Origin of the sequence: Promicromonospora sp. NPDC057138 (assembly GCF_042670845.1) — a bacterium.
GTDB lineage: Bacteria > Actinomycetota > Actinomycetes > Actinomycetales > Cellulomonadaceae > Promicromonospora.
Genome location: NZ_JBHUUX010000050.1, coordinates 1 through 11,966, shown reverse-complemented (window position 1 = coordinate 11,966; position 11,966 = coordinate 1). Strand labels below are relative to the sequence as shown.

Genomic DNA, 11,966 nt, shown 5'->3' with positions numbered 1-11,966 from the left:
CCTCGAAAGACTCGTACATTTGTTCGAGAGCGAGGAGGTCTGTCATGTCCGAACCCGTAGTTGCCCAGCAGCCCGCAGTCATTCCCATGCTGTCCTACCAGGACGGCGTCACCGCCATGGACTGGCTCATCGAGGCCTTCGGCTTCACCGAGGCGGAACGCTGGCTGGACGACGACGGTCACCTCTCCCACGGCGAGCTCGACGCCGGGGGCGGGCGGGTGATGCTCTCCGAGCTCGCGTCGTACGAGGGGCCCACGGCCCACCGCAAGCATTGCACCGCGGCGGACGCCTGGCTGTCGACGCCCTGGGTGATCGACGGCGTGCTCGTGCACGTGTCCGACGTCGACGCCCACTTCGCCCGGGCGCGGGCGGCCGGCGCCGGCCTGCTCTCCGAGGTCGAGGAGGCCCCGTACGGCCGGCTCTACCGCGCGGAGGACGTGGAGGGGCACCGCTGGATGTTCCTGCAGCCGTGAGTCCTGTGCCGTGAACCGTGCTGTACGAGTAGGGGCCTACGAGCCGCGTGTCGGGCGCCGAGTGCCTTGGCGCCGTGAACCGGCGTCGGGCGGCTCAGTCCGCCGGGACGACGGCGGGCGCGGCCCCGCGGGCGAGCCGGTCCACACGGCGCAGCGCGTCGGGCAGCCGTGCGTCCCCGGCCATGGTGCGCACCAGGTCCGCCGCCGCGTCGAGCGCCATGCCCGACGCCGTGACGTACAGCGGCCGGGCGGACTGCCCGCGCAGCACCTCGGCGGCATGCGTCGCGGCCCGGAATCGGGTCTTGGCCACGCCGAGCACGACGGGCGCGAGCCCGGCGTCGGCCACGTGGGCACCCAGCCCGGGCCGACCGGCCGGGTCGAGGTCCACGTACCCGTCGACGATCAGCAGGTCCACCGGTGCGACGCCGGACAGGACCTGCTGCAACGCGGGCAGCTCCCGCTCGTAGAACCTGCCGGGCCGATAATCCGCGACGTGCTCGACGAGCACCGTGCGTTCCTCGGTCAGCGTGGCGAACGCCGCGTCGTCGGCGACGACCAGCGCCGCCCGCGCCCCGCCGTCGTCCAGGTACTGCACGTCCACCGCGCCGTAGCGGGCGGCGCTTTCCGGCGAGGGCGCCGCATGGCGCCGCGCCAGCGCTGAGTTGAGTTCGTCGATCACCGGCACAGTCTGTCGTGGACGAGACTGGACGTGGGACAGAAACCCGGCACGGGCGAAGTCGCTGGCAGGTGTGGCCGGTGATGTTGGCGCAACCGGTGTGGTCGCGAGCAGTCCGGCGCACGGCCTGCGCCGAACCGCAAGCTGGTCGTCACGTGCGGGTGTCGAACCGCAGCTAGATGGTCCGGCGGACGCTGAGCCGCATGTTGATGGTCCAGCAGCCGACGAACCGCAAGTCGTACGTCACCTGTCGTGCTGAACCGCAACTTGTGCGTCACGCGTGGTGCCGACCTGAACGTTGAAGGTCCACCGGATGGCTCATCGACCAGCTAGTTGCGGTTCGGCGGCTGCTGGACCATCAACCTGCGGTTCAGCGTCCGCGTGGACCACCAGCTTGCGGTTCGGCGCCTGCGTGACGGTTCGGCGCCGCGCACGTCGGCAACAGGTTGCGGTTCGGCGCCGGTCAGGCGTCCGAGCCCGTTCGCGAGGAGAGCAACCGGCGGAACGAGCTGAGGCGGGCCGCGCGGGCCGGCCGCTCGTCCTCCGGGGACGCCTCGATCCAGTCGTCGAGGGCGCAGTCCGGGGCGTCCGCGAGGTGGGTGCAGCCGCGGGGGCAGTCCTGCGCGACCTCGTCGAGGTCCTCGAACGCGCTCAGCAGGTGCGCCACCTCGACGTGTGCCAGGCCGAACGACCGCACGCCCGGCGTGTCGATCACCCAGCCGTCGAAGGCGTCGGCGGGCTCGCCGTCCGAGACCGCGACGGGCAGCGGGAGCGCCACCGCGGAGGTGGAGGTGTGCCGGCCCCGGCCCGTCACGTCGTTGACCACGCCGGTTGCCCGCTTGGCCTCCGGTACCAGGGCGTTGATCAGCGTCGACTTGCCGACGCCCGAGTGCCCGACCAGCACCGACACCAGGCCGCGCAGCCGGCCGCGCACCTCCTCGACGGACTCGGGCGCCAGGGCCATGCCGCCAGCGGTCTCGCCGGCGAGGTTCGCGCCGTCGGCCGTGCCGCCGGCCGCGCCGTCGGACGGCGCCCGCCGCGTCACCACCACCTCGACCCCGAGCGGCTCGTACAGCTCGCGCAGCGCGTCGGGGGAGGCCAGGTCGGCCTTGGTGAGGCACAGCAGCACCGACATCCCGGCGTCGTAGGCGGCGACGACGCAGCGGTCGATCATGCCGGTCCGGGGCTCGGGCTGGGCCAGGGCCGTGACGATGACGAGCTGGTCGGCGTTGGCGACGACTATCCGCTCGTACGGGTCGGTGTCGTCGGCGGTGCGACGCAGGGTCGAGGTCCGCTCCTGGATGCGCACGATCCGCGCGAGCGAGCCGTCTTCGCCGGTGACGTCGCCGACTACGTCCACCCGGTCGCCCACGACGACGCGCGTGCGCGTCAGCTCGCGGGCCTTCATCGCGGTCACCATGGTCTCGTCCGCCGATCCCGCGACGGCGCCGTCGTCGCCCTTGACCAGGAGCGTGTAGCGCCCGCGGTCCACGCCCGTGACCAGCCCGGTCACGGCGTCGGAGTGCTCGGGACGCTGCTTGGTCCGGGGGCGTGAGCTGCGCTTGGACGGGCGGGACCGGAAGTCCGACTCGTCGATCTCGCGCCGGCCCATCAGGCGGGCCTCATCCGCGGTGTCCCATCAGCGGGCGGCCATCAGGCGGCCGAGCCGAGCATGCCGAGCCACATGCCCGTGAAGTCGGGCAGGGTCTTCGCCGTCGTACCCACGTTCTCCACCAGCACGCCCGGGACGCGCAGGCCGAGCAGCGCGGCCGACGTCGCCATGCGGTGGTCGGCGTACGTGCGCACGACGTCGCCGCGCAGCGGCCGCGGGGTAATGACCAGGCCGTCGCGGGTCTCCTCGGCCTGCCCGCCGAGCCGCGTGATCTCGCGGGCCAGGGCCGCCAGGCGGTCCGTCTCGTGGCCGCGCAGGTGCGCGATCCCGCGCAGCCGGGACGGGGAGTCCGCCAGGGCGGCGAGCGCGGCGATCGTCGGCGCGAGCTCGCCGCCGGCGTGCAGGTCGACGTCGATCCCGTGCACCTCGCGCGTCCCCGTCACCGACAGCACGCCGTCGGCCAGGGAGAACGTGCCGCCCATGCGCTCCAGCAGCTCGGGGACCATCGCGCCGGGCTGCGTGGTCAGCGTGGGCCAGCCCGGGACGCGGACCGTGCCGCCCGCCACGAGGGCCGAGGCGAGGAACGGCGCGGCGTTGGACAGGTCCGGCTCGACGCGGACGTCGCGGGCCGCGATCGGCCCGGGGGAGACGTCCCACATGCCGTCGCGGGAGTCGTCCACGACGACGCCGACGTCGCGCAGGGTGGCGACGGTCATCTCGATGTGCGGCAGGCTCGGCAGGGTGGCGCCGATGTGCCGCAGGGTCAGGCCGCGCTCGAACCGGGCCGCGGCGAGCAGCAGCCCGGACACGAACTGCGAGGACTCCGAAGCGTCGACGTCGACCGCGCCGCCCGGCACGCTGCCCTTGCCCTCCACGGTGAACGGGAGGTGGGTCGGCAGCACGTCGGAGCCGGCCGAAGAGTCGTACACCGTGACGCCCAGGGCGCGCAGCGCCGCCAGGACCGGCAGCATCGGGCGGACGCGGGCCTCCGGGTCGCCGTCGAACCGGACCGGGCCGTCGGCGAGGGCAGCGACCGGGGGCAGGAACCGCATCACGGTCCCGGCCAGGCCCGTGTCTACCTCGGTGCCGCCGGTGACCGGCCCGGGCGTCACGTGCAGGGTGCTCGGGTGGTCGCCCTCCTCGATCGTCGCGCCCAGCGCGCGCAGCGCGCCGATCATCAGGTCGGCGTCCCGGCTGCGCAGGGCCCCGCGCAGGGTGCCGGGGCCGTCCGCCAGCGCGGCGAGCACCAGCAGCCGGTTGGTGAGGGACTTGCTGCCGGGCACGTCGACCGTCGCGTCCAGCGGAGCGCCGGCCAGCGGCGCTTCCCACGTCGGTGCAGGCGCGGTGGTGGAGGAAGTCATGTGCCGAGATTATCGCGGACCGGGCCCGAGCAGCGGCTTCGTGTCAGGCGCAGGGGTCCTGCCTCTGCCACAGTCAGCCCTCGGCGGATGCCTTCGCCTCCGCGCGGGCCGCGCGCGCCTGCTGGACGCGCCACGACAGCCCGGGCCGGCCCTCGAGGTCGACGCCCGCGATGAGGGCCGCGCCCACGGAGGCGACGTTGCGCAGGAACCGGTCGGTGCGCGCGGGACGCTCCTCCTTCGGCGCGGTGAACGGCTGGTTCACCACGGCCAGCGGCAGCGTGAGCAGCGCGAGCGCGACGGCGGACGCGCGCGGCGCCTTGCCGAGCGCGAGCAGCACGCCCGCGGTGGCGGTGGCTATGCCGTGCGCGCGCACCAGCGTGGTGACCTGCTTCTCGCTGAGCGGCTCCGCGCCCAGGGCCTGCGTGGCGAGGGCGGACCCGGTCTTGGCCGTGGCCACGTGCTCGCTCGGCTTCCGGGCAGCCTGCACGCCGTCGTAGATGAACGAGGAGGCCAGCAGCGGTCGCGCGATGTGTCGAAGCAGCATGGCTCCACCATGGCAGATGCGGGCGCTCGACGCAGCAGGATCGCGCCGGGGGATCGCCCAGGGGCGGCGTGGGACGGCCCGGGGCGGCGTGCGGACGGCGGCGCGCACCCCGTCCGCGACACGCCGGGAATTCGACACCGGGGACGGAGGTTGAACCGTTGGTGGAGCGATGCCTCGAGAAGGAACCGGTGAAGAACAGGGTGATCGACACGGTGACAAGTACGGCGACCGGCATGGTGACGAGCGCGGCCACGGGTGCGGTGACAGACGCGGTGACGGGTATGGCCACGGGCGCGCAGGGCGTACCCGTGATGTTCGGAGCGGTCCCGGCGCACCTGCTCGACGCGGGCGCTGACTCGGCAGGGTCCACGGCGAAGCGCAGGGCGGGCGATCTCACAGCGACCCTGGCGAACACCGGCTGGCCGACGCGGCTAGGCTCGACTGCGATGACTGACACTTCCCGCGAGCAGAACCAGGGCACCGGCGGCGACGTCGCTGGTGCCGACGCTGGGGCGCGCCCCGGCACGAACGCGCGCGAGGGCGTTGTCGGGACCACGGAACCGACCGCGACCGAGAGCACAACGGAGCCGACCAGCGCGACTATCGGCGAGAGCGACGAGGGGACCGAGCGTTCCCCGGTCGAGGAGGACGCCGCGGCCCGTGCCGTGCGCTTCGAGCGCGACGCGCTCCAGTACCTCGACCAGCTCTACTCAGCGGCGCTGCGCATGACGCGCAATCCCGCGGACGCCGAGGACCTGGTCCAGGAGACGTTCGCCAAGGCGTTCGCGGCGTTCCACCAGTACCGGCCGGGCACGAACCTCAAGGCCTGGCTGTACCGCATCCTCACCAACACGTTCATCAACAGCTACCGCAAGAAGCAGCGCGAGCCGCAGCAGTCGCAGGCCGAGGACGTCGAGGACTGGCAGATCGCGCGGGCGGCGTCGCACACGTCGCGCGGCCTGCGTTCGGCGGAGGCCGAGGCGCTGGACCGGCTCCCGGACAGTGATGTGAAGCGGGCGCTCGCCGAGCTCCCGGAGGACCGTCGGATGGTCGTGTACTACGCCGACGTCGAGGGTTTTCCCTACAAGGAGATCGCGGAGATCATGGGAACTCCGATCGGGACCGTGATGTCCCGGCTCCACCGCGGACGCCGGCAGCTGCGTGAGCTCCTCGCCGACTACGCCGCTCAGCGAGGACTCGTCAGCCAGGCGCCCGGAGGTGCGCAGTGAACAACGTCGAACCCATCCCGCACGACACCGCGGGGGAGTCCGAGTGCACACACGCACTGAAGCACCTGTACGAGTACCTGGACTCCGAGATGACGCCGGAGGACGAGCAGCGCATGCGCGCGCACGTCGCCCACTGCTCGCCGTGCCTGGCCGAGCTGAGCGTCGAGGACCTCGTGAAGCAGCTCGTGCGGCGGTCGTGCAGCGAGCGCGCGCCGGACACGCTGCGGGTGCGTATCCACGAGCAGCTGACGGTGATGTCAGTCGTCGAGTGACGGCGCTCGGCTGACCGCGAGCGGGCATGACGAAGGGCCGGGACCTCAAAGGTTCCGGCCCTTTCGTATGCCCTGCTGAGCTCAGGTTGCTCAGGCGTTGGGGCGCTTGCCGTGGTTGGCGGCCGAGCCCTTGCGGCTACGGCGCTTGCGACCGCGCTTGCTCATGGGTGTCTCCTGACAGGTGACGGACTGAATGGGTCAATGGTCCCACAGATCAGGGGGTTGCCGGGCATCGAGGGGTTGCCATGGCCGGAGACGCGATATATCGTGACTGGCGGAACGCGATATATCGCGTTCCCCGCACGGCCAGAGCCCCGCCCGAGCAGGTCCCGAGCACCGGAGGAACCCATGAGTACGGACACCTGGACCGTCACCGGTCCGCAGACCATCGAGCTCGACGGCGTGACGACCGTCGACGCCCACGTCGTCGACGGCAGGCTCGACATCGTGGCCCACGACGAGCCCGTCGCGCGGGTGGAGGTGCACTCCGTCGAGGGCAGGCCCATCGAGGTGCGGCTCGACGGCGGCCACCTGGTGATCGGCCACGAGACCGGCCTGTCGGGCTGGGCCTCGTTCATGAAGCGGTTCGTCGACTTCGGCGGCAAGGCGCGCGCCGACATCCACGTCGCCGTGCCTGCCGGGACCCGGGTCCGGCTCGGCACGGTCCGCGGCGAGGGCCTCCTCGCGGGCACGACGGCGGGCGCGTCGGCGTCGACGGTCTCCGGGTCCCTCCTGGTCTCCCGGACGGCCGGCGAGCTCAAGCTGAACACCGTCTCCGGCGAGGTGACGGTGCGCGACCACGTGGGCGACATCACGAGCAACACCGTCTCCGCCGACGTCGTGGTGAGCGGCACCGCGGACACCGTCACGTCGTCGTCGGTATCTGGGGACGTGACGCTCGACCTGGTGAACCAGCCGCGGTCGGTCCGGGTCAACACGGTGTCCGGGAACATGCTCCTGCGGGTTCCGGACGAGCGGGCCGTCGAGGTGTCGGTGCAGAGCGTCAGCGGGCGCGTGACGCTGGGCGGCCTGCAGTTCACCGGGGGCGGCGGAGCGAAGGTGACCGGGGGCGGCGAACGATCCACGCGGCCGGGCGCCATGCACCTGCGGGTGACCGGCGTCTCCGGCGACGTCACCGTCATCGGCGGGCCGCAGGACGCACCGGCGGACGCCGCACCTGAGAGCCACGAGCCCGTGGAGCTGTAATGCCACCTGTCTTCGCCCACGGTGAGCTGCGCCTGTACCTGCTGGTGCTGCTCCTGGACGGGCCCCGGCACGGGTACGAGCTCATCACTGAGCTCACCCGGCGCTTCGGGGGCACGTACCGCCCCAGCGCCGGCACGATCTACCCGCGCCTGGCCAGGCTCGAGGAGGAGGGGCTCGTCCGGCGTTCCGAACCCGGCGTCCCGGAGTCCTCCGGCGCGCCGGGCTCCCCGGGGGCCGGCCGCAAGGCCTCGTACGAGCTCACCCCGGCCGGCCGGGCGGAGATCGACGCCCGCCTCGACGACGTCCGGCGCCTGGAGCGCAGCGTCGCCGAGACGGTGCGCAGCCTCGCGGACGGCGTCCGGGCGGACATCCGCGACACGATGCGCGGCCTGCGGGCCGAGCTCGCGGCCGCCGCCCAGGAGGCCCGCTCCCGGCCACGTCCGGGGCCGGACATCGCACCCGACGCGCGCCGCACGCAGTCCAACTCGCTGCGGCACGACGCCGAGGCGATCCTCCAGCGCTTCCGCAACGACGTCCTGGCCGATCTGCGCGAGGCCGACGTCACCGGTACGGTGTCCGCGCTGACCGTCGAGACACTGCGTGCCGTCCTCGACTCGGCGCGTGCCGCCGTCCGCGGCACGCTGCCGAACGGCGGGGCCTCCCCGCCGCAGCCCACAGACCGCACCACACCCCAGTGATGCCAGCTCCTCGTGAGCGCATCCGAGCACCCGCATCCCAACCCCGGAACTTCCCCAATGAACGGAGCACAGCGATGACCACCGAGTCCTGGAGCGTGGCAGCACCGCAGACCATCGAGGTCGGCGGCGCCACGACCCTGACGGTCCGACTGACGAACGGCCGCGCGGAGATCGTGGCCGACCCGAACCGCACGTCCGGCGCCGCGGTCGAGGTGCTGGAGGTGTCGTCGCGACCCCTGCAGGTCCTCGCCGAGCACGGCAACCTCCGGGTGGCCTACGACTTCCCGGGTCTGGAGGGCTTCGTGGACCGCTTCCGCGGCCTCAAGGACCAGGACAGCGCCGTCGTGCGGATCACCGTGCCGGCCACGTCCGTGGTCGACGTCGCGACGGTGGGCGCCGAGGTGGTGGCGACCGGGTCGCAGGCGGGGGTCAACATCAGGACCGCCGGCGGCGCCATCACGGTCACCGGCACCACCGGATCTGTCACCACGAAGTCCGGCACGGGTGCCGTCACCATCGCCGAGCACGCCGGTGACGTGTCGGTCTCGACGGTGTCCGGCGCCGTCTCGGTAGTGGGCGCGCTGGGCAGGGTCTCCGTCCAGACCGTGTCCGGGGCCGTCGACGTCACCGCGGTCGGCACGACGCCGCTGGTCAACGCCAAGACGGTCTCCGGCTCGGCGGCGGTGCGGCTCGACGCCGGGTCGCTGGTCAACCTCCGCGCGCGCAGCGTGACGGGCAAGGTGATGATCGACGGGGCCCAGGCGACGTCCAGCGCGCAGCGCACCGTCGTCGTCGACCACGCGGAGCCGGGGGCGGCGGCCTACGTCTCGACCAACACGGTCTCGGGAACGGCCACGATCACCCGAGGCTGAAGCAGGTCGGCGAAGTAGAGCGCCTGTCCGAGTCTCCCTGGCGACACCAGGGGGACTCGGACAGGCGCCCTACTTCGCCGACATCGCTCAGGCGACCTCGTCCTGGGGGAGGCCCAGCCAGGCGTGCCAGCCCGTGTGGAGCACGAGCCACGCCATCAGGCCGTAGCCCGCCTGGCCGGGGTAGGTGCCGCCGCCCTGCGCGAGGTCGGCCAGCCACTGCTCGTGCTGCGCCAGCGGCGTGTACGTGTCGACGTACGGCACCCGGCGCCGGCTGGCGACGTCGGCGAACGCGTCGGAGAGCTCGGCGATCCGGCTGCCCTCCGCGGGCGACCCGGGAGGCGGCCCGACGACGAACGCCGCCGTCCGGTTCGCGTCCGCGACGTCGAGGATGTTCGCCAGGTTCAGGCGCGAGCGCGCGACGGTGAGCCCGGAGGCGACGTCGTGTCGCCCCAGAGCTACGACCAGACGGTTCTCGACCTCCGAGTCCGGGCCGAACCGCGTCGCCGTCTCCGCCTCCCAGCGGGCGCCGAGCTGGGTGCTGGTCTCGCCGGGGACAGCAAGGGTGAAGAGCATCGCGGGCCGGTGGAAGTGGGTGCGCGCGACGACGCGACCGGTCCAGCCGAGCGCACGAGCGTCTCCGACACCCGTGGCCAGCTCGTCACCGACGACGCAGATGCGCACCTCGCGATCCTGCAACGGACTCTCCTTGCCTGTTACGGCCTCTTCCCGGCAGCCTGGCGGACGGCCGATTCCCCATTGTGGTGCACGGACCGTGGCCGATCCCGACAACGCGCCGACGCCGAGGGCGCCCATGTCAATGCAGTGTCATGAAAATTACGTTGTCAGCGCAGATGTCGGGCCCTCTCAGAGCAGCGTCATCCCCCAGCGGACGCCGTGCCGCTCGCCCGGGGCGAGGTGCAGGAGCCGCTCGCCGGTCCGGAAGGCGTCGGCGACGCAGGTCATCGGTTCGGCGGCGAGGCCCATCCGACGTCGGGCGGGGTCGATGTGGTCGCCCGAGCAGACCTGCCAGACGTCCTGCGACTCGTCCATCCAGACCGCCGACGTGCGGCCGTCCGGGGCGGACAGGTGGGCCCAGGACAGGTCGTCGTCGTCGCGGATGACGTCCACATACGCGTCGTCGAGGTCGAGGCCGGCCGCGCTGCGCGGCTCGCGCAGGTCGTACGTGCCCAACGCCGGCTCGGTGCCGGTCGGGAGCAGCCGCTCGTCGGTGGTGATGCGGGTCTTGGCGTCGAGCCGCACCGTGCACTCGTCCAGGTCCGCGCCGCCCGTGGACAGCCACGGGTGGAACCCGCACCCGTACGGCGCGGTGCTCGCGCCCACGTTGGTGACGTCGAGGGTGACCTCGAGTCCGGCGTCGGACAGGGCGTAGCGGATCTGCGCGACGAGCTGGAACGGGTAGCCCGGCCGGGCCACGAGCTCCAGCTCGAGCGTCACGGCGGAGCCCGAGTGCTCGACGACCGACCAGCGTTCCCACGCCGCGAGCCCGTGCAGCGCCGTGTTGCGCGCGGTCTCGGTGATGGGGAGCTGGTAGGTCACGCCGTCGTACTCGTACGAGCCGTCGCGCAGCCGGTTGGGCCAGGGGAGGAGCACCGCGCAGTTGAACACGGGGCTGATCTCGTCGACGTCGAAGGGGACCACCACGTCTCGTCCGTCCACCGAGTACTGTCTCAGCGCCGCACCCACCTGGGTGACCGTCGCGCGGTGGCCTTCATGGCTGATCCGGAACTGGTCCCCGGAAGGATGGGGCCCGGCCGCGGCAACGGGAGGAATATCTGTCGTCACACTCACACCGTAACCGTAGGGCAATTTCCGCCTGCGGCACGTAGCGTGAGACAGCAGACTGGGGGTTGACTTGGACACATGTCCAACAACCCCGCTACACACGGGACCCGAGGACGGGTCCGCGCGGGCATGTCTGCCCGCCCCAGCAGTAGGAGGAACGATGGAACAGCAGGTACTCGGACGGACCGGTCGGCTCGTATCGGCTGTGGGCCTGGGCACCTGGCAGCTCGGTGCTGACTGGGGAGAGGTCAGCGAGGGCGACGCCCGCGCCGTCCTCGAGGCCTCGCTCGAGGCCGGGGTCTCCTTCTTCGACACCGCGGACGTCTATGGGGACGGCCGCAGCGAGCAGGCGATCGGCTCCTTCCTGAAGGACCACCCCGACGCCGGGATCACCGTCGCCACGAAGATGGGGCGGCGCATGGACCAGGTGCCGGAGAACTACGTGCTGCAGCACTTCCGCGAGTGGATCGACCGGTCGCGGCAGAACCTCGGCGTCGACCGGCTGGACCTGGTGCAGCTGCACTGCCCGCCCACGCCCGTCTACTCGTCGGACGCGGTGTACGACGCGCTCGACCAGCTCGTGTCCGACGGCGCCATCGCCGCGTACGGCATGAGCGTCGAGAAGACCTCGGAGGCCCTGGAGGCCATCGCGCGGCCCAACGTCGCGGCCGTGCAGATCATCCTCAACGCGTTCCGGCTCAAGCCGCTCGAGGAGGTGCTGCCCGCGGCCTCGGCGGCGGGCGTCGGCATCATCGCGCGCGTCCCGCTCGCGTCCGGCCTGCTGTCCGGCAAGTACACGAAGGACACGGTGTTCGCCGAGAACGACCACCGCACGTTCAACCGGGACGGCGCGTCGTTCGACGTCGGTGAGACGTTCTCCGGCGTGCCCTACGACGTGGGTCTCGAGGCCGCCGCCCGGTTCACGGAGCTGGCCAGGGACCGGGTCGGCGACACGCTGACCCCGGCCCAGGCGGCGATCGCCTGGGCGTGGCAGCGGCCGGGCGTCTCCTCGGTGATCCCGGGGGCGCGCAACGTCGAGCAGGCTCGCGCCAACGCGGCCGCGGGCGACGCCGCGACGCTGGGCCCGCTCTTCATGTCGGGCGTGCGCGACATCTACGAAGAGATGATCAAGGACCACGTCCACGACAAGTGGTGACGTGTAGGGCCGCGAAGTAGAGCGCCTGTCCGGTCTCGACAGGCTCGGACCACCGGTGGTCGAG

Annotated in this window: 14 protein-coding genes; 7 read left to right on the top strand and 7 right to left on the bottom strand. The window is 72.4% G+C overall.

The genetic code is table 11. From position 1 onward, the window contains the following. Window positions 1-44 precede the first annotated feature (44 nt). The gene (locus ACFT2C_RS21600; protein WP_377209139.1) at window positions 45-473 is read left to right on the top strand and encodes a VOC family protein; all 429 of its coding nucleotides are present in this window, start codon (window positions 45-47) and stop codon (window positions 471-473) included. A 94-nt stretch (window positions 474-567) separates the two neighbouring features. On the opposite strand, the gene ACFT2C_RS21595 is transcribed toward ACFT2C_RS21600, so the two are convergent. The 4 genes from ACFT2C_RS21595 to ACFT2C_RS21580 all read right to left on the bottom strand — a co-directional run bounded on the left by ACFT2C_RS21595 (window position 568) and on the right by ACFT2C_RS21580 (window position 4,666). Further along, window positions 568-1,152 carry an endonuclease V gene (locus tag ACFT2C_RS21595; protein ID WP_377209138.1) on the bottom strand — a complete coding sequence of 195 codons (585 nt, stop codon included), beginning with the start codon at window positions 1,150-1,152 and terminating at the stop codon, window positions 568-570. Between the two features lie 460 nt (window positions 1,153-1,612). Then, window positions 1,613-2,761, bottom strand: coding sequence for a ribosome small subunit-dependent GTPase A (locus ACFT2C_RS21590; protein WP_377209137.1), 1,149 nt, complete (start codon window positions 2,759-2,761; stop codon window positions 1,613-1,615). A gap of 41 nt (window positions 2,762-2,802) precedes the next feature. Continuing rightward, on the bottom strand, window positions 2,803-4,122 hold the full coding sequence (gene aroA / locus ACFT2C_RS21585) for a 3-phosphoshikimate 1-carboxyvinyltransferase (RefSeq protein ID WP_377209136.1): 1,320 nt from the start codon (window positions 4,120-4,122) through the stop codon (window positions 2,803-2,805). 73 nt (window positions 4,123-4,195) lie between these two features. Further along, the gene (locus ACFT2C_RS21580) at window positions 4,196-4,666 is read right to left on the bottom strand and encodes a DoxX family membrane protein (protein WP_377209135.1); all 471 of its coding nucleotides are present in this window, start codon (window positions 4,664-4,666) and stop codon (window positions 4,196-4,198) included. Between the two features lie 446 nt (window positions 4,667-5,112). Between ACFT2C_RS21580 and ACFT2C_RS21575 the strand changes: the two genes are divergently transcribed. Further along, window positions 5,113-5,895 carry a sigma-70 family RNA polymerase sigma factor gene (locus ACFT2C_RS21575; protein ID WP_377209170.1) on the top strand — a complete coding sequence of 261 codons (783 nt, stop codon included), beginning with the start codon at window positions 5,113-5,115 and terminating at the stop codon, window positions 5,893-5,895. Beyond that, a complete protein-coding gene (rsrA, locus tag ACFT2C_RS21570; RefSeq protein ID WP_377209134.1) occupies window positions 5,892-6,167 on the top strand; it encodes a mycothiol system anti-sigma-R factor in 276 nt (91 codons plus the stop codon). The genes ACFT2C_RS21575 and rsrA overlap by 4 nt, the downstream gene beginning before the upstream one ends. Window positions 6,168-6,257: 90 nt before the next feature. Here rsrA and ACFT2C_RS21565 read toward each other — a convergent pair whose 3' ends face one another. Continuing rightward, window positions 6,258-6,332 carry a 50S ribosomal protein bL37 gene (locus ACFT2C_RS21565; protein ID WP_156968370.1) on the bottom strand — a complete coding sequence of 25 codons (75 nt, stop codon included), beginning with the start codon at window positions 6,330-6,332 and terminating at the stop codon, window positions 6,258-6,260. 183 nt (window positions 6,333-6,515) lie between these two features. On the opposite strand from ACFT2C_RS21565, the gene ACFT2C_RS21560 reads away from it, so the two are divergent. The 3 genes from ACFT2C_RS21560 to ACFT2C_RS21550 all read left to right on the top strand — a co-directional run bounded on the left by ACFT2C_RS21560 (window position 6,516) and on the right by ACFT2C_RS21550 (window position 8,943). Next, a complete protein-coding gene (locus tag ACFT2C_RS21560) occupies window positions 6,516-7,373 on the top strand; it encodes a DUF4097 family beta strand repeat-containing protein (RefSeq protein ID WP_377209133.1) in 858 nt (285 codons plus the stop codon). Continuing rightward, window positions 7,373-8,071 carry a PadR family transcriptional regulator gene (locus tag ACFT2C_RS21555; RefSeq protein ID WP_377209132.1) on the top strand — a complete coding sequence of 233 codons (699 nt, stop codon included), beginning with the start codon at window positions 7,373-7,375 and terminating at the stop codon, window positions 8,069-8,071. The genes ACFT2C_RS21560 and ACFT2C_RS21555 overlap by 1 nt, the downstream gene beginning before the upstream one ends. Before the next feature lie 74 nt (window positions 8,072-8,145). Then, window positions 8,146-8,943: a hypothetical protein gene (locus tag ACFT2C_RS21550; RefSeq protein ID WP_377209131.1), complete on the top strand. Its 798-nt coding sequence runs from the start codon at window positions 8,146-8,148 to the stop codon at window positions 8,941-8,943. Between the two features lie 87 nt (window positions 8,944-9,030). On the opposite strand, the gene ACFT2C_RS21545 is transcribed toward ACFT2C_RS21550, so the two are convergent. Further along, on the bottom strand, window positions 9,031-9,639 hold the full coding sequence (locus ACFT2C_RS21545) for a GDSL-type esterase/lipase family protein (protein WP_377209130.1): 609 nt from the start codon (window positions 9,637-9,639) through the stop codon (window positions 9,031-9,033). Between the two features lie 168 nt (window positions 9,640-9,807). Further along, window positions 9,808-10,746 carry an aldose 1-epimerase family protein gene (locus ACFT2C_RS21540; protein WP_377209129.1) on the bottom strand — a complete coding sequence of 313 codons (939 nt, stop codon included), beginning with the start codon at window positions 10,744-10,746 and terminating at the stop codon, window positions 9,808-9,810. Between the two features lie 160 nt (window positions 10,747-10,906). Here ACFT2C_RS21540 and ACFT2C_RS21535 point away from each other — a divergent pair, with 160 nt between their 5' ends. Beyond that, a complete protein-coding gene (locus ACFT2C_RS21535) occupies window positions 10,907-11,902 on the top strand; it encodes an aldo/keto reductase (protein WP_377209128.1) in 996 nt (331 codons plus the stop codon). The last annotated feature ends 64 nt before the right edge of the window (window positions 11,903-11,966 follow it).

Bases quoted from the DNA above. Each gene is read 5' to 3' on its own strand.
- ACFT2C_RS21555 (WP_377209132.1), top strand. From the start codon at position 7,373: ATGCCACCTGTCTTCGCCCACGGTGAGCTGCGCCTGTACCTGCTGGTG.
- ACFT2C_RS21575 (WP_377209170.1), top strand. From the start codon at position 5,113: ATGACTGACACTTCCCGCGAGCAGAACCAGGGCACCGGCGGCGACGTC.
- ACFT2C_RS21535 (WP_377209128.1), top strand. From the start codon at position 10,907: ATGGAACAGCAGGTACTCGGACGGACCGGTCGGCTCGTATCGGCTGTG.
- ACFT2C_RS21560 (WP_377209133.1), top strand. From the start codon at position 6,516: ATGAGTACGGACACCTGGACCGTCACCGGTCCGCAGACCATCGAGCTC.
- ACFT2C_RS21580 (WP_377209135.1), bottom strand. From the start codon at position 4,666: ATGCTGCTTCGACACATCGCGCGACCGCTGCTGGCCTCCTCGTTCATC.
- aroA (WP_377209136.1), bottom strand. From the start codon at position 4,122: ATGACTTCCTCCACCACCGCGCCTGCACCGACGTGGGAAGCGCCGCTG.
- ACFT2C_RS21590 (WP_377209137.1), bottom strand. From the start codon at position 2,761: ATGGGCCGGCGCGAGATCGACGAGTCGGACTTCCGGTCCCGCCCGTCC.
- ACFT2C_RS21550 (WP_377209131.1), top strand. From the start codon at position 8,146: ATGACCACCGAGTCCTGGAGCGTGGCAGCACCGCAGACCATCGAGGTC.
- ACFT2C_RS21600 (WP_377209139.1), top strand. From the start codon at position 45: ATGTCCGAACCCGTAGTTGCCCAGCAGCCCGCAGTCATTCCCATGCTG.